The sequence below is a fragment of the Pseudomonas sp. RL_105y_Pfl2_101 genome, assembly GCF_963970585.1.
Lineage (GTDB): Bacteria > Pseudomonadota > Gammaproteobacteria > Pseudomonadales > Pseudomonadaceae > Aquipseudomonas.
In genome coordinates, this window is sequence record NZ_CAXAPG010000036.1 from 42,024 (window position 1) to 56,858 (window position 14,835).

13 protein-coding genes and 2 pseudogenes are annotated in these 14,835 nt (G+C 57.2%); 7 read left to right on the forward strand and 8 right to left on the reverse strand.

All coding sequences use genetic code 11. From position 1 onward, the window contains the following. Window position 1: 1 nt before the first annotated feature. Entirely contained in the window at window positions 2-1,117 is a 1,116-nt protein-coding gene (bcsZ, locus tag AACY31_RS25190) for a cellulose synthase complex periplasmic endoglucanase BcsZ (protein WP_339482334.1), read from the forward strand. Next, window positions 1,105-4,581, forward strand: a complete 3,477-nt coding sequence (bcsC, locus tag AACY31_RS25195) for a cellulose synthase complex outer membrane protein BcsC (protein WP_339482335.1) — start codon at window positions 1,105-1,107, stop codon at window positions 4,579-4,581. Before bcsZ ends, bcsC begins: the two co-directional genes overlap by 13 nt. 40 nt (window positions 4,582-4,621) lie before the next feature. Here the strand turns inward: bcsC and leuA are convergent, their stop codons facing one another. From leuA to AACY31_RS25215, 4 genes and pseudogenes are all read right to left on the reverse strand, one after another. After that, window positions 4,622-6,316: a 2-isopropylmalate synthase gene (gene leuA / locus AACY31_RS25200; RefSeq protein ID WP_339482336.1), complete on the reverse strand. Its 1,695-nt coding sequence runs from the start codon at window positions 6,314-6,316 to the stop codon at window positions 4,622-4,624. Window positions 6,317-6,542: 226 nt separating this feature from the next. Then, complete coding sequence (locus AACY31_RS25205; protein ID WP_339505262.1) at window positions 6,543-7,472, reverse strand: AraC family transcriptional regulator; 930 nt, start codon at window positions 7,470-7,472, stop codon at window positions 6,543-6,545. Between the two features lie 21 nt (window positions 7,473-7,493). After that, window positions 7,494-8,327, reverse strand: a complete 834-nt coding sequence (locus AACY31_RS25210; RefSeq protein ID WP_339482339.1) for an oxidoreductase — start codon at window positions 8,325-8,327, stop codon at window positions 7,494-7,496. A 99-nt stretch (window positions 8,328-8,426) separates the two neighbouring features. Then, window positions 8,427-8,612 (reverse strand): annotated as a pseudogene (locus AACY31_RS25215) (leucine-rich repeat domain-containing protein); the annotation flags it as partial. Window positions 8,613-8,959: 347 nt separating this feature from the next. On the opposite strand from AACY31_RS25215, the gene AACY31_RS25220 reads away from it, so the two are divergent. The 4 genes and pseudogenes from AACY31_RS25220 to AACY31_RS25235 all read left to right on the forward strand — a co-directional run bounded on the left by AACY31_RS25220 (window position 8,960) and on the right by AACY31_RS25235 (window position 11,412). After that, window positions 8,960-9,232, forward strand: coding sequence for a hypothetical protein (locus AACY31_RS25220; protein WP_339505263.1), 273 nt, complete (start codon window positions 8,960-8,962; stop codon window positions 9,230-9,232). Window positions 9,233-9,415: 183 nt separating this feature from the next. Continuing rightward, window positions 9,416-10,777, forward strand: a complete 1,362-nt coding sequence (locus AACY31_RS25225) for a Fic family protein (protein WP_339482342.1) — start codon at window positions 9,416-9,418, stop codon at window positions 10,775-10,777. Between the two features lie 3 nt (window positions 10,778-10,780). Continuing rightward, window positions 10,781-10,900: pseudogene (locus tag AACY31_RS25230) on the forward strand (DMT family transporter); the annotation flags it as partial. Window positions 10,901-10,974: 74 nt separating this feature from the next. Further along, the gene (locus tag AACY31_RS25235) at window positions 10,975-11,412 is read left to right on the forward strand and encodes a hypothetical protein (protein WP_250965876.1); all 438 of its coding nucleotides are present in this window, start codon (window positions 10,975-10,977) and stop codon (window positions 11,410-11,412) included. A 157-nt stretch (window positions 11,413-11,569) separates the two neighbouring features. Here the strand turns inward: AACY31_RS25235 and AACY31_RS25240 are convergent, their stop codons facing one another. From AACY31_RS25240 to AACY31_RS25250, 3 genes are all read right to left on the reverse strand, one after another. Continuing rightward, window positions 11,570-11,935 (reverse strand): hypothetical protein, encoded by a 366-nt coding sequence (locus AACY31_RS25240; RefSeq protein ID WP_339505264.1) that lies wholly within the window; start codon window positions 11,933-11,935, stop codon window positions 11,570-11,572. A gap of 268 nt (window positions 11,936-12,203) precedes the next feature. Then, on the reverse strand, window positions 12,204-12,608 hold the full coding sequence (locus AACY31_RS25245; RefSeq protein ID WP_339505265.1) for a hypothetical protein: 405 nt from the start codon (window positions 12,606-12,608) through the stop codon (window positions 12,204-12,206). Continuing rightward, a complete protein-coding gene (locus AACY31_RS25250; RefSeq protein WP_339505266.1) occupies window positions 12,605-13,081 on the reverse strand; it encodes a hypothetical protein in 477 nt (158 codons plus the stop codon). Before AACY31_RS25250 ends, AACY31_RS25245 begins: the two co-directional genes overlap by 4 nt. Before the next feature lie 510 nt (window positions 13,082-13,591). Between AACY31_RS25250 and AACY31_RS25255 the strand changes: the two genes are divergently transcribed. Further along, window positions 13,592-14,029, forward strand: coding sequence for a hypothetical protein (locus AACY31_RS25255; RefSeq protein WP_339505267.1), 438 nt, complete (start codon window positions 13,592-13,594; stop codon window positions 14,027-14,029). 169 nt (window positions 14,030-14,198) lie between these two features. On the opposite strand, the gene AACY31_RS25260 is transcribed toward AACY31_RS25255, so the two are convergent. Further along, a complete protein-coding gene (locus AACY31_RS25260; RefSeq protein WP_339505268.1) occupies window positions 14,199-14,642 on the reverse strand; it encodes a hypothetical protein in 444 nt (147 codons plus the stop codon). Window positions 14,643-14,835: the final 193 nt, after the last annotated feature.

Here is a 14,835-nt window from a genome sequence, read left to right on the forward strand (position 1 = left end):
GGTGAAAGCTTTTTTCGCGTCAGCCTTGGCCGCGTTGATCGTAGCGCCTAGCTTTGCCGGTGCTGCCGAATGCGCTTGGCCGGCCTGGCAGAATTTTCGTCAGGCGATGCTCAGCTCGGACGGACGGGTCATTGACCACTCCTCGGAGCAGTTGATCTCCACGTCTGAAGGACAGAGCTACGGGCTGTTTTTCGCCCTGCTGGGCAACGACCGTGATAGCTTCGCCAAAGTGCTGCGCTGGACTCAGGACAATTTGGCCGGCGGAGACCTTAACCGGCAGCTTCCGGCATGGCAGTGGGGCCGCGACAACGCTGGCCGCTGGCAGGTACTCGATAGCAATAACGCCACCGATGCCGACTTGTGGATCGCCTATAGCCTGCTGGAAGCCGGGCGTCTGTGGCATCAACCGGATTACCTGGCCTTGGGCCGCAGCTTGCTCTGGCGCAGTGCGGCACAAAGCCTGCGCAAGCTACCAGGCCTGGGCCTGATGCTGTTGCCCGGCGACTCCGGATTCGAAAACGCCGAGGGTTGGCGTCTGAATGCCAGCTATCTGCCGCCGCAATTGCTGGCACGCTTCGCCCTGGAAGCACCGATCTGGGCGGAGCTGGCCAGCAACACCGAGCGTCTGCTGATCGAAAGCTCACCCAAGGGCCTGGCACCCGACTGGCAACGGTGGAAACCCGGGCAGGGTTGGGCCGTGGACACTCAGAAAGGCAGCGTTGGTAGCTATGACGCCATTCGTGTCTACCTCTGGCTGGGCATGCTGGACAAGGATACCCCCGGGCGCACCAGGTTGATCGAACACTTCAAACCCATGCTGGACCTGACTGTGCGGCGGGGCCACGTTCCGGAAAAAGTCGACACACTCACCGGTCTTGACAATGGCGCCGGCCCGGTTGGTTTCAGTGCCGCATTGCTGCCCTTGCTGGCTGCCAGCCCGGACAGCGTGGCTGCCCTCAAGACCCAACGCCAACGCCTGCAACAACAGCCGCCCTTGGCAGATGCCTATTACAACCAATCACTGACGCTGTTCGGGCAGGGCTGGGACCAACAACGTTATCGCTTCGATAAGAACGGACGCCTCGTGCCAAACTGGATTGCCCCATGCAAAAAATGACCGGTTTCGGGCTGCTGCTGAGCAGCGTTTATGGGGTCGCCCTGGGCCAGCCTCTCAGCCCGCCCGACCAGCAGCAATGGCTGCTGGAGCAGGTCCGCATTGGTGAGGCTCTGTACCGCGAAGACCTGGTGCATGACTCGCTGGCTCGTCTGGAGCTGATCGCCCCGAACAATCCGCAGGTGAAAGTTCTCGAAGTCCGCCAGGCACTGCTGCAAAAAAATCAACCGGAAGCCGAACGCCTGGTCGCTCAACTGCGCCAACAGGCACCAGGCACGGCGGCCCTGCGTCAGGCCGAGAGCTTGTTGAAAATGCACGGTGCCGACGGTCAAAAGGCTCTGCAGGAGGCGCGCCTGCTGGCCGTCGCCGGCCGCTCTGAAGACGCAATCAAGGCATATCGACAGTTGTTCGGCGATGATATGCCGGACTTTGCCACGGCGCTGGAATATCTGAATGTGCGTAGCGGCATCAAGGCCGAGCGCCCTGTCGTGATAGAGCAACTGCGCGAACTGGACCGGCAGTACCCCGGCAATGCCTCGCTGCGCCAGACCTTGGTCGGCCTGCTGTTTGCCGAAAAGCGTGATCCTGAGGCGCTGGACGTCCTGCATCAATTGGCTGGCGATCCGAACGCCAGCAACAACGCTGCCGAGCGCGAATACAACTATTGGCTCGAACAACCGGTAGGGCCCGAAACCGCGCAGGGCTGGCGAGTGTTTCTGAAGCACTATCCCAATACCAGCTTGCGCCCCGACGCGACTAAACAGCTGCAAAAGCAGGAGCAATACCTGACTGATCCGGCCTGGCAGGCCGGAGTCAAAGGCAAGGCATTGCTTGAGGCCGGCAACAACGTCGGCGCTGAAGCCCGTTTGCGGCGGGCGATCAAGCGTTACCCGCAAGACTCCAGCCTGCTGGGTTCACTGGGTGTTTCGCTGATGCGCCAGAACAGGCACGAAGCGGCATACCACGCTTTCGTCAAAGCCTCGTCCATCGAGCAAGACACCTTCTGGATGACCAAATGGCAGGATCTCAAGGCTGCCAACTATCAGTGGATGCTGCTGCAAAAGGGTGATGAAGCCCTTGAGCGAAAGGATTATCGCGTTGCAAAAAAATGGTACCGGCAGGCGAACCGAGCCAAGCCAAACGACCCTGCGCCGCTGATCGGCTTGTCCTACGTTGCCCAGGGCGAAGCCGATGACATCACCGCAGAAGCCTTGCTGGTGCGTGCGCGCAAGCTCGATCCGAGCAATGCAAGCACGGTGCGTGCGATGGTCCGCCTGTACCAGTCGCAATCACCGGAAAAGGCCGAGCACTACCTCGACAGCCTGACGCCCAAAGAACAGCAAGAGTTCCAAAGCGTGCGTCGGGAGCTGACGCTGGATCGCCTCAATGCGCAGGCCGATGGCGCTACCCGGCGCAGCGATTGGGCGCAGGTGACGGTAGCCTTGAGCAAGGCTCGCGTGCTGGACCCGGACAATCCCTGGTTGGTGTACCGCTTGGCCAATGCCCAACGCGAACTTGGTCTCCATGCCGAGGCCGATCAAAGCTTCCACGGGCTGTTACAACGTCGGGGCCAGAACGCCGACGCGCGCTATGCCCACGGCCTGTTTCTGGCCAATGCCGAGCGTGACGGCGATGCCATGGGCACTCTGCAACAGATCCCCCGTGCCGCCTGGAACGACAACATGAACGCGCTGTGGGCTCGTCTGCAGCGTCGCCAGTTGCTCGCGAAGGCCCGAGCGCTACGCGACGGCGGCCATGAGGCCCAGGCCGAAGCGCTGCTGATGCGCGCGCCGACCACTGACGACCAACTGACCCTGGCCGACTGGGCTCAGCAGCGTGGCGACCTGGTACAGGCCGAAAGCCGCTATCGCAAGGTGCTGACCAGCGTGCCGAACAATGCCGAGGCCCAACTCGGCCTGAGCGAAGTGCTGATCGCCAGCGGTCAACCGAACGCCGCCAAGGTCAGTCTTATGGCCGTGTCGGCGCCGGTACCGGCGGATGTGTCGTTTCAGCGCCGGCTGGCCAATGCCTGGGCGTCGCTGGGCGACAAGACGCGTGCGAACGCGCTGTTCGCGCAGTTGCTCAAGACCCCGCAAAGTGATCCGTTGGTCTATCGGGATGCGGCGCGTCTGCTGTCCCGAGAAGAGCCGCAGCGGGCTCTGGATGACTATGCGCGCAGCATGGGCGCGGCAAGGATGATCGAACCGCCACAGGCCCAACCGCGCGACAACCGCGCCATGACCTTGGCCAGCCGTGCCAGCGACAGCGATGACTGGTTGAAGCGCAGCATCCGCAGCGACGTCGACGAGCTGTACCAAAAACAGAATCCGACGGTGAACCTATACCACGACCTCGCCTGGCGCACCGACAACAGTTCCTCGGGGGTCTCGGACCTGACCACCCAAACCACCATCCTGCGCATCGACGCGCCGGTGGCGCAAGGGCAGGGTTTTGTCCAGGCTGAAGACATAAATCTGGATGTCAGCAATTTTTCCAGCAGCGACCGGTTCGGCTTGTGCGCGGTGGTGGCGAATGGCTGTACCAGCGCTTCGCAGAGCGTGCGCGGCACCCAGCTGGGCATGGGCTGGCACGATGATCGATGGGCCTTCGACCTTGGTCATACGCCACAAGAGTTCACCGTGTCGAACTGGGTGGGCGGTGTCACCTACAGCGGCGACTGGAGCAGCCTGGACTACCGCCTCACGGCATCGCGGCGCCCCCTGACCAATTCACTGGTGTCGTATGCCGGTGCGGTCGATCCGGTCACCGGAACCCAGTGGGGCGGCGTTACCGCCAACGGCTTCACCTTGGGCCTGAGCCATGACCGAGGCGCCAAGGATGGCGTGTGGGCAAGCCTGAGCAGTCATTGGTTAGTGGGGCAGAACGTTGAGAACAACCAACGGCGCACAGCCATGGGCGGTTACTACTATCGCCTGATGGAACGTGCCGACGAACGTCTGCGCACTGGCCTGACCCTGATGTACATGGGTTTCGACAAGGACTTGAGCGAAGATACACTCGGCCAGGGCGGCTACTACAGCCCACAGCAGTACTACTCGGTCAGCGTGCCGGTGAACTACGCCTGGCGTAACGCCGACTGGTCGGCCCTGCTCGAAAGCTCAGTGGGTTGGTCGTTCGCGCAAATCGACGGCTCTGATTTCTACCCCAAAGACAATCGCGAAGCTGATCTGCAGAGCCTGCTGGCGCAATCGAACAAGACGCTGGTGGACAACCCGTCCCTGACCAAGAGTGGCAGTAGCAGCAACGGCTACAATTTACGTGTCCAGGGCCTCGTGGAACGTCGCCTTTCCGATAACCTGGTCCTGGGCGCCGGCATCACCTGGCAGCACAGCGAAGGCTACGCCCCGAGCCGGGCCTTGCTTTACTTGCGCTACACATTTGACCCTTGGCAAGGCAACCTGCCGCTACCGGTGGAGCCGATCTCGCCTTATGCGGATATGCGCTAGAGCGCCACAGCAGCGGCGCCGGGCTGTACACGCAACCCTGTCAGCAAGGCACCGCAGCGCGCATCATGCTGAGCAGCCCCTGGCGTGATGCGTGATTGACGGCGCTTGTCACCGCCTTGAGCGACGCCAGCAAACTACTGCCGTCGCGCGCGGCGCCGAATAGCAGCCGGTTATTCACGCGAATCTCGACATAGGCCAGTGCTTCGGCCTGAGCCCCATCGCGAGCAGCGTGCTCATGATAATCGGCGATATCGAAGTGAACGCCTCGCTGGGCAAATGCATCGACCAGCGCCGCCAGCGGCCCGTTGCCCTCACCGCTGAGATCGAACTGGGTGCCACCCATGTCGAGCACGCCCTCCAGGTAAGTCACAGCGCCTTCGCTGACCAATTTAGGCTGCAACAACGTGTAGGGCTTGCCCTCCTCCAGATAATGCCGGGTAAAGCACGCAAGGATCATCTCGCTACTGATCTCCTGGCCCGATCCATCCGCCTCTTGCTGGACCAGGGTGCTGAACTCCATCTGCAACCGGCGCGGCATCACGACCCCATGCTGTTCAAGCAGATAGGCCACACCGCCTTTGCCGGATTGGCTATTGACGCGAATGACCGCCTCATAACTGCGCCCCATGTCCGCCGGATCAATAGGCAGATAAGGCACTTCCCAGAAGCCATCGGGGTTGGCCTGGCGCACTGCAAAGCCTTTCTTGATCGCGTCTTGATGCGACCCTGAAAAAGCCGTGAACACCAGCTCGCCCGCGTAAGGATGGCGAGGATGCGTGGGCAGCTGATTACAGTGCTCCACCTCGCGCTGGACGTGGAGGATGTCCGAGAAATCCAGCTGTGGATCGATACCGCTGGTGTAGAGATTCATGGCCAGGGTGAGGACATCGACATTGCCGGTTCGCTCGCCGTTACCAAACAGCGTGCCCTCGACCCGTTCGGCACCGGCCAGGCAGGCCTGCTCGGCGGTGGCAACCCCGGTGCCCCGGTCATTGTGCGGATGGACGCTGATGATCACGCTGTCACGACGGCTGAAATGCCGGCAAAACCATTCGATCTGATCGGCGAAAACATTGGCCGTGGAGACTTCGACGGTCGTCGGCAGGTTCAGGATCATCTTGTTGCAAGGCGTTGGGGCGAAGACGTCCGTCACCGCCTCGCAGACTTGCAATGCAAAATCCAACTCGGTGAAACAAAAGGTTTCGGGGGAATACTGGAAGGTCCACTGCGTCTCGGGATTGTCGTCCATGTGCTGTTTGATTTCGCGAGTGGCCTGGGTGGCAATCTCGATGCACCCGGCGCGGTCAACACCGAATACCACGTCTCGAAACACCGGGGCGGTCGCGTTGTACACATGCACGATAGCGCGAGGAGCGCCCTTCAATGCCTCAAACGTGCGCTCGATGAGATGGCTGCGGGCTTGCGTCATGACCTGAATCGTCACGTCATCGGGAATCGCACCGGTTTCGATAAGTTCGCGCACGTAGTCGAAGTCAGTCTGCGAAGCGGCGGGAAAGCCTACTTCGATTTCCTTGAAACCGACCTTGACCAACAGGTCGAAGAAACGGCGCTTGCGTTCGGCATTCATCGGCTCAATCAAGGCCTGATTGCCATCGCGCATATCGACGCTGCACCAGCTAGGCGCAACGGACTGGACCCGGCTGGGCCAGGCGCGGTCCGGCAGATCCACGGTGGTGAAATGTCGATATTTGCTGGAAGGATCCTTCAGCATCATGGCGTTTATCCTTTTTGATACGTCCGTAGGTGGGCAGGCTCGGCATCTGACGTCACCGAACATTGGATCCAATCATAAATGAACATAACTTGAGGCAAATTGCTTTTTCACATCAAAAGAAGGATAAAACAACAAAAAATAACCAATAAAATTTAACGTCTTGGTTATTTATGCTCAATATCTAAATATTTGAACAATTTCAGCTCCAGCAGGATCCAGCCCAGCGCTAATGCGACGAAACATAAACAGACGGCGCAACAGGTGCCGGCAACGCATAAGTCGCCTTCATCCATTCAATCTCCGCCTGAGGCGTTCGCCCGAACATCCGCTTGAATTCGCGACTGAATTGCGAGGCGCTTTCGTAGCCGACGTTGAACGCGGCCGTCGAAGCGCTCATGGGGTTGTGCAGCATCAATAGTCGCGCCTGGTGCAGGCGTGTCGATTTCAAGTACTGCATGGGCGTGGAGTCCGTCACGCTGCGAAAGTGCAGATGAAAGTTGGGGATGCTCATGTTGGCTTCATGGGCGAGCGCTTCGACGTCCAGATGCTCGTGGTAGCAGCTATGGATCTTGCGGATTGCCCGGGTGATCTTGCCGAAGTGCCCCTGGCGACTGAGCGCGGCGCGCATCGAGCCGCCCTGCTCGCCGGTCAGGATCCGGTAGTAGATTTCCCGTACCAGTGACGGCCCGAGTATTTGCGCTTCGCCCGGGCGGCTCATGGCTTCCAGCAAACGCAGCGTCGAGCTGCGCAGCAAATCGTCCATGGGCGAGGCGTACATGCCTTTGGGTTGGGCATCGCTGGGGCCGAGGGTCTCTTGCAACATCAACTCGCTGGCCAGCTGTAAGTCGAGGCGCATGTAGACCGCCAGCATGGGCTCAGCTTCGGTGGCGTCGGTCTCCATGGTGAACGGAACCGGGACAGACACCACCAGATAGTGCTGGGCGTCATACACATAGACGTCCTCACCCAGATAACCGCGCTTGCGCCCCTGGCACAGGATCACGATACCGGGCTCATACAACACCGGCGTGCGCGTCAGCGGCCGGTTCGAACGCAGAAAACGGATGTCCTCCAACGCGCTGAGGTTGTAGCCCTCGACCGGCGCAAGATGTTCCATCAACTGCACCATGCGCGAGGTGTTTGAGGCCTGAGTCATTGATGCCCCTTTGCTGGTCGCTCAACCGTCGGTCGAACGGGTCAGCGCTTCCCATTGATCGATCTCACTGGCCGCACGACTGAGTTTGTCGCGCACCAGGTTCAGTGCATCGCTGCCCAACAACACATGCGCAGGAGGCGTCGGGCTGGCAATGATCTGCAACATCGCTTGCGCCGCTTTCCGAGGATCGCCCAGTTGCTTGCCGCTTTTTTCCACGCGCGCTTTACGTATCGGATCGAAACTGGCGTCGTAGTCGGCAATGCTCCGCGCCGTACGCTGCATCGAACGCCCCGCCCAGTCGGTGCGAAACGAGCCTGGCGCGACCGCGGTCACGAAGATGTTGAACGGTAGCAGCTCCTTGCTCAGCGTATCGGAGAGGCCTTCGAGGGCAAACTTGCTCGCGCAGTAATAGGAAATGCCCGGCATGGTAATGGTGCCGCCCATGGAAGTGATATTGAGGATATGACCGGCACGGCGCTGACGAAAGTACGGCACGAAGGCCTTGGTCACCGCTACCGCGCCAAACACGTTGACGTCGAACTGGCGACGCATCTCCTCCAGCGGCGATTCTTCGAAGATGCCTTCATGGCCGTAGCCGGCATTGTTGACCAGGACATCGACCGGGCCGTAAGTGGTTTCTATCTGCGCCACTGCGCTATCGATTCGGTCGAACTCGGTGACGTCCAGGATCACGCCATGGGCACGTTCCGTGGAGAGCGCTTCGAAGGCCTGCAACGCCGCCTCACTGCGCACAGTGCCGATGACACGGTGGCCCGCTGCGAGCGCCTCTTGCGCCAGGGCGTTGCCCAAGCCGCTGCTCACGCCGGTGATGAAGAGGGTTTTTCTGTCGTGCATGGTGAACTCCAATGGATAAACAGGAGGCCATGGTAACGATCGAAAAATGGCCCACCTATGCCGGTTTGCCTTGGGGCATTGCCTATTCCTATCAGCGCGTCAGATTCCGGGACCTGTCACGTGGGCTGGCAACCTGGCCAAGCGATCCCAACCGTCTGCATCGATCCCGGCGCAGTTGGGCAACCACAGTGTTTGCAGCGGTAGTTGCTCCAACACCGGCACCACGGCCGACGTGATCCGCGATTCCCCTGGATCAGCGCCGAGTGTCAGGTCCCGCAGCGGCAATCGCTTTCACCCTATGGCGAGGGAGTTTGCTCCCGCTGGACTGCGTAGCGGCCCCACGATTTTACGGTCGCTGCGCAACCGAGCGGGAGCAAGCTCCCTCGCCACGATCACCTCTCTAGCCATGATGATGTGCCGAATGGACGGCTGGTTTCGAGCTTGTTGATAGCCACAAAGCGATGTAGGGAAATACCGCCACTGAAAGGCCAAAGCTCCTACATGAAGCTCGGAAAGCGGTGTCTTGTAGCGCTTGATCGGGGCGGCCTATAGTTCCTCGTCGCCCCAATGGCGACTCGGGTTTGGCGACCCGGCAACGAGGTAGCTCCTTTCAACTGAATGAGGTCCTACCGATGAACCGATACATGCCCATCACCGGCGTCGACTGCATCCCCGCTACCCTGCTGATCGACACCCAAGCCCCGCTTGATGTCCTCTTCGAAACCGCTGACTACCGCATCCGCACCGTGACCCAACTGCTGGAAAACATCGCGTTCCGCTCGGAGATCAGTTCCGACACGCTGGTGCTTTCCGACTTTTGCAAAATGCTGACGATCGCGTTGCGCGACGGGTGTGATGTGATGGATGTGATTGGCAGGCGATTGCGGGCGCAGGCGGCGGAGTAAGTGAAGACGGGCGACTATGGCCATAACGTAGCCCCCACCGTCGGGAGCAACTACATCCATCTGCTGCGATGAGCTGTGGCGCAGTTCGTCAAGAACTGCGCCACATTTTCAATCCAAAATGGCGCGATTCTGAGAACTGCGCCATAATCGCGCCAAATCTTCTCTAACAGCGCCAACATAACCATGCCTTCGACCACCGACATACTGAACAGTATCCTGGCATCCAGGAGCGGGGCGAGCCTCTCAGAGCTTTTGACCAAGCACCCGGAAATCGCCCGGCGAACGGCGCAGCGCATCCTTGCAAACCTGGTCGAAAGCAGCCAAATCACTGCACAGGGAGAAGGCAGGGCACGACGTTATTTCGCAATAGAACACCAGGCCGAAACCCACGCCCTGAATACTGACACCGATGCCTTCCCTGCCTTCATTCCATTATCTGCAGACAGCCGGGACATACTCGCCTATATCAACCAGCCCACAGAAGCGCGCAAGCCGGTGGGCTACCAACGTGACTTTCTGGACGCCTATCGTCCTAACGAGACAGGGTACTTACCTGAGTCGTTGCGGCGCCAATTGCACAGGATGGGCAAAACCGCTGATGCGACGGAGCCAGCAGGCACTTACAGCCGGGCGGTCCTGAATCGCTTGTTGATTGATCTGTCGTGGGCATCAAGCCATCTGGAAGGGAACACCTACTCACGGCTCGACACACGACAACTCATCGAGCAAGGTAAGGCAGCACAGGGCAAGGCCGCTATAGAAACGCAGATGATCTTGAACCATAAGACAGCTATCGAGCTTTTGGTCGAGAACATCGAGAGTGCCGAGTTCAACCGTTACACATTAATGAACCTGCATAGCGCCTTGGCCGAAAACCTACTGCCCAACCCAGCAGACGAGGGCCGAATTCGCCAGCACGCCGTCGACATCGGGAAAAGCACCTATCGCCCGCTCTCAACGCCACAGCAAATTGAAGATGCACTGGACGTCCTGCTTGGCAAAGCCAATCAGATCGCTGATCCGTTCGAGCAGTCTTTCTTCATGATGGTGCACCTGCCCTACTTGCAGCCCTTTGCCGACATCAATAAACGCACATCCCGACTGGCAGCGAATCTCCCCTTGTTCCGTGCCAATCTTTGTCCGCTGACCTTTCTGGATGTACCGGAGCAGGCCTACAGCCGAGCCACATTGGGTGTGTACGAAATGACCCGTGTAGAGCTGCTTCGCGACCTGTATATCTGGGCCTACGAACGCTCGACACAGGAATATCTGGCAATCAAGCAAGACCTTGCGGAGCCGGACCCTTTACGCCTGGCATGGCGAGACCTCATCAAGAAGACCATTCGGGAAATCATCACTCACCCAGAACTTGACCCGTTGTCATGTATTCAACGCTCGGTAGCGGAATATGTTTCAGAAAGAGAGCAGCCGCAAGTGCAAGCACTGATCATCGAAGAACTCCGTCGCCTGCACGAAGGGGTGCTCGCGCGCTACGGGTTACGACCATCGGAGTTCATGTCCTGGAAGTCGCTCCATGGCCACTGATGGATGATCACTGAGGTGATGTTTGCCCTCTGCATCGCCGCGCTGAACGCCACCATCGGTGTACTCATCAAAGTGTTGATGAGCACCTTCACGATAGACAAGCTGACGGCCCTTGGGCCAGTCACCTATCCAGCCACACGGCCATCCACCTCTTAAATAGATGGAAAATATTGCCTTTTTCAGATGGAGCATGAGTTTTGTACAAGAAATTTACAGGGATCGTTTTTCTGCTATTGAGCGGCTGCTCACTGCATCCGTATACCAAGGACGAGCTGCTGAACACTGGCGTAACCAGCCCCGAGTACTGCCTGACGCAAGAGCGGGCGGTGGTCGAAGAGCGGGTGCAAGGCTACCTGAACCACTGCTTTCACCCACAAGTGACCGAGCTCACGACGGGTGGGAGACTCGTCAATACCATCCAATTGAAAGTCGACAGCAATGCCGACAGAAGCGACATGGTGCTATGGGCACCAACGATCTACGGCAGCCAGTTCTATATGAACGTGATCGTCTCGGAAAAGAACCCCGCCTGCAAAACCACCATGACCGCCGTGGCCTCAGGCTGGGGATTTGGACGAAATTTTCCGAAGATCCTGGAAAGCGCGAATGGGGGAGACCCGTGGTGTCCGCTGTAACCACAAAAGAAGGGGATAGCAAAATAAAACTGCGCCATGGGCGAGCGATCAACAATCCGGCTTCTGTGGCGAGGGAGCTTGCTCCCGCTGGGCTGCGAAGCAACCCTCGCTATTCATCGCCAACCGACAGAGAGCAAACGCCCTTTCCACGATAAAACTATTGGACCGCCTGCCCGGCTGATCCAGAAGGCGTCGTTGTGACGGCCGGCTCTATAACTTTCGCCGAAAGACCTGTCTCGACATCACGAACTTCGTAATACCACCATTTCATCGAAGAAATGCCATAAAGCCCATAGGTACGGCCACCGACCAAATCCACGGTCATTTCAATTGGACGTGAGTATCCAGTTCCAATAGCGTACTTAACGGAAAGTTTATGCTTTCCTGCGTCGAGTCGATACTCGGTTTGGCGGGCTAGCCAATATAGCGACGTATCGTCATCGATCTTGTCTATCGACAAATGCTTGTCGAACTGCCGAATTGTCGCGACCTCGGCCCAGGGTTTTCCTTCTGGCATATTCATCTAAATCCGGAACGACTTCCAGCATCATGTTCAACACGATACCGGGCGACTTTCCATCCAATATTTGCGCTAATAAATTTCTATTCCCCAAAGATGACATAGGTAATTCCGTCAATGGGTTCAATTTTTTCGACCTTCGTGCATCCATATTTCTGGGAATAACTGGTCGACGCAAAAAAAATGCAAGATTTATTTATATACTTAAAAACAGAACACCAGTCCCGCTTACACCTCAAAAACAGATCCCACCTTTAATTTTTTCGACATTCTACCCTTCTATACTCTCCACATAAATTCCGTATGCGCTTTTCATATAATGACAGTATTCACCCCCAGCACGAATTAAAACACCTTGTTCCCACCAGTGCCCCCCTTCAAGCACAGAGACGCCTGACTGCAATAAACACTTAAATTTTTCGTCAAGGCGGAACACCTCCGAAAAAAGATGTCCCAACGCATCGGCATTGGAGATCCTTGGATCGTTCAGCAACTCCTCTATTAAGCCCCTCACCCGAAGCTCATTTCTATACTCAGAATAGTCCCAATCATATCCCTCCTGACATTCCTCAATAAAAAACCTCCATTTCTGAATCAAAGACATCAAAGTTTCATTACCAAAACCAAGCTTGGTCAAAACTGCTGAGCAAAGCTCAAAAACATTCTCATCTTTCACAACTGATCCTTGAAATATTTTAGCCGTGCGGCGGCGTCGCCATCAGGCCTAAAGAAAGTATTTATCTTTCCATTTCGCATGACACCAAAATATCCAGTTGACGGCTCAAACCTAAGAACAGAGCCATCTGCTCGAATGCCCTGATGAATACCCGCCCGAGTAGATGGAGCCCAAAAAGACCGCGCAGCACTGACATACGAATCATACGAAATGAACTCAGGCACATCGGCACCATCTGGCTTCGCCACAGCTTTTCCTTTTTTGCCCAATATTACACCTTGGGAATGTTTGGCATAATGTTCAAATGCTTTTCGACTATTTGCGAAATCAGGCAATAGCTGAAGAGCATTAGCCCCCTCGTTTTGGATTGCTCCTCCACCTACTACCGCAGGAGGTACAACTCGTTCTGTTTCCTTTACGCCGATGCTAGCATTGCCTCTTCCCGGGGAGCCGATGATAGGAATCGATGACACGTTCGGCGTTGGCGTCGGCAGCGATGTCCAGATGCAGCGGTGGAGCGGGTGGGTCGGGGATGAGTTTGTCCATATGGACCTCCTAACGTCAGTCGGATCCGCCACTATTCGCGACTAAACGAAGTGGGGTGGCGGCTGTGCGCAGGTTAGTCGACCGGGACGTTAGGAAACCGGCGCACCCGAAAGTGCCCTGCGCACAGCCACCATAAAATCGGCGAGAAAACGCAGCCTGACTTCAAGGAGACCTTGCGCCTAACGAAATACCGAGCGACTAAACCCGACCGCTGAATTGGCAGCGGAGGACAAAGACTAGGCACCGAAATCAGCAGGCGCAAGGGACTGGAATTTTCTAGGAAATGTCCTGCAAGTCAATGGGGAATATTCGTTCAGTCAATTCCTACGACAAGCCTGTTTAACAATTCCATAACGGAACAAATTGCGTATAGTCCCGCCCGCCGCCCTTGCGGCAATCAGTTTTGGCAGCCCACAACCTCTGATGGAGCATGAGTTTTGTACAAGAAATTTACAGGGATCGTTTTCCTGCTATTGAGCGGCTGCTCACTGCATCCGTATACCAAGGACGAGCTGCTGAACACTGGCGTAACCAGCCCCGAGTACTGCCTGACGCAAGAGCGGGCAGTGGTCGAAGAGCGGGTGCAAGGCTACCTGAACCACTGCTTTCACCCGCAAGTGACCGAGCTCACAACGGGGGGGAGACTCGTCAATACCATCCAATTGAAAGTCGACAGCAATGCCGAGAGAAGCGACATGGTGCTATGGGCGCCGACAATCTACGGCAGCCAGTTCTATATGAACGTGATCGTCTCGAAAAAGAACCCCGCCTGCAAAACCACCATGACTGCCGTGGCTTCAGGCTGGGCCTTTGAGCGAAACTTTCCGAAGATCCTGGAAAGCGCGAAGGGGGGAGACCCGTGGTGTCCGCTGTAACCACAAAAGAAGGGGATAGCAAAATAAAACTGCGCCATGGGCGAGCGATCAACAATCCGGCTTCTGTGACGAGGGAGCTTGCTCCCGCTGGGCTGCGAAGCAGCCCTCGCTATTCATCGCCAACGGCTACGCCAACCGACAGAGAGCAAACGCCCTTTACACGATAATATTATTGGACCGCCTGCCCGGCTGATTCAGAAGGCGTCGTTGTGACCGCCGGCTCTATAACTTTCGCGGAACGCCCTGTCTCGACATCACGAACTTCGTAATACCACCATTTCATCGAAGAAACGCCATAAAGCCCATAGGTACGGCCACCGACCAAATCCACGGTCATTTCAATTGGACGTGAGTATCCGGTTCCAATAGCGTACAGCACGGAAAGTTTATGCCGTCCCGCTCCGACTCGATACTCGGTTTGGCGGGCTAGCCAATATAGCGACGTATCGTCATCGATCTCGTCTATCGACAGATGCTTGTCGAACTGCCGAATTGTCGCGACCTCGTCCCAGGGTTTTCCTTCTGCGCTTTTATGTTCGTAATTAATGCACCCGGTCAGCGTGAAGCAGAATAAAGTCATCACTACAAAGCGTAAAACAACATCGTGTCGCATCAATGGCCCTCCAAGGCATGCTTTTATCTCGACTCAGAGAAAAGAAGGAGAGAAAAGGGACAGATCTGAATGGCACTTACTTAACCTTCTTCGGGTGACCATTCTTCCTGACCTCGGCCCTGGCTGATCGACGTGTTTTCATCAGCATGGGATAAGGCTTGGGTCTTCGTTTTATCGCGCGCGGCTCAATCCT

Excerpts from the sequence above, each read along its gene's own strand:
- AACY31_RS25225 (WP_339482342.1), top strand. The coding sequence starts at position 9,416 with ATGCCTTCGACCACCGACATACTGAACAGTATCCTGGCATCCAGGAGC.
- AACY31_RS25210 (WP_339482339.1), bottom strand. The coding sequence starts at position 8,327 with ATGCACGACAGAAAAACCCTCTTCATCACCGGCGTGAGCAGCGGCTTG.
- AACY31_RS25220 (WP_339505263.1), top strand. The coding sequence starts at position 8,960 with ATGAACCGATACATGCCCATCACCGGCGTCGACTGCATCCCCGCTACC.
- AACY31_RS25260 (WP_339505268.1), bottom strand. The coding sequence starts at position 14,642 with ATGCGACACGATGTTGTTTTACGCTTTGTAGTGATGACTTTATTCTGC.
- leuA (WP_339482336.1), bottom strand. The coding sequence starts at position 6,316 with ATGATGCTGAAGGATCCTTCCAGCAAATATCGACATTTCACCACCGTG.
- AACY31_RS25205 (WP_339505262.1), bottom strand. The coding sequence starts at position 7,472 with ATGACTCAGGCCTCAAACACCTCGCGCATGGTGCAGTTGATGGAACAT.
- bcsC (WP_339482335.1), top strand. The coding sequence starts at position 1,105 with ATGCAAAAAATGACCGGTTTCGGGCTGCTGCTGAGCAGCGTTTATGGG.
- AACY31_RS25240 (WP_339505264.1), bottom strand. The coding sequence starts at position 11,935 with ATGAATATGCCAGAAGGAAAACCCTGGGCCGAGGTCGCGACAATTCGG.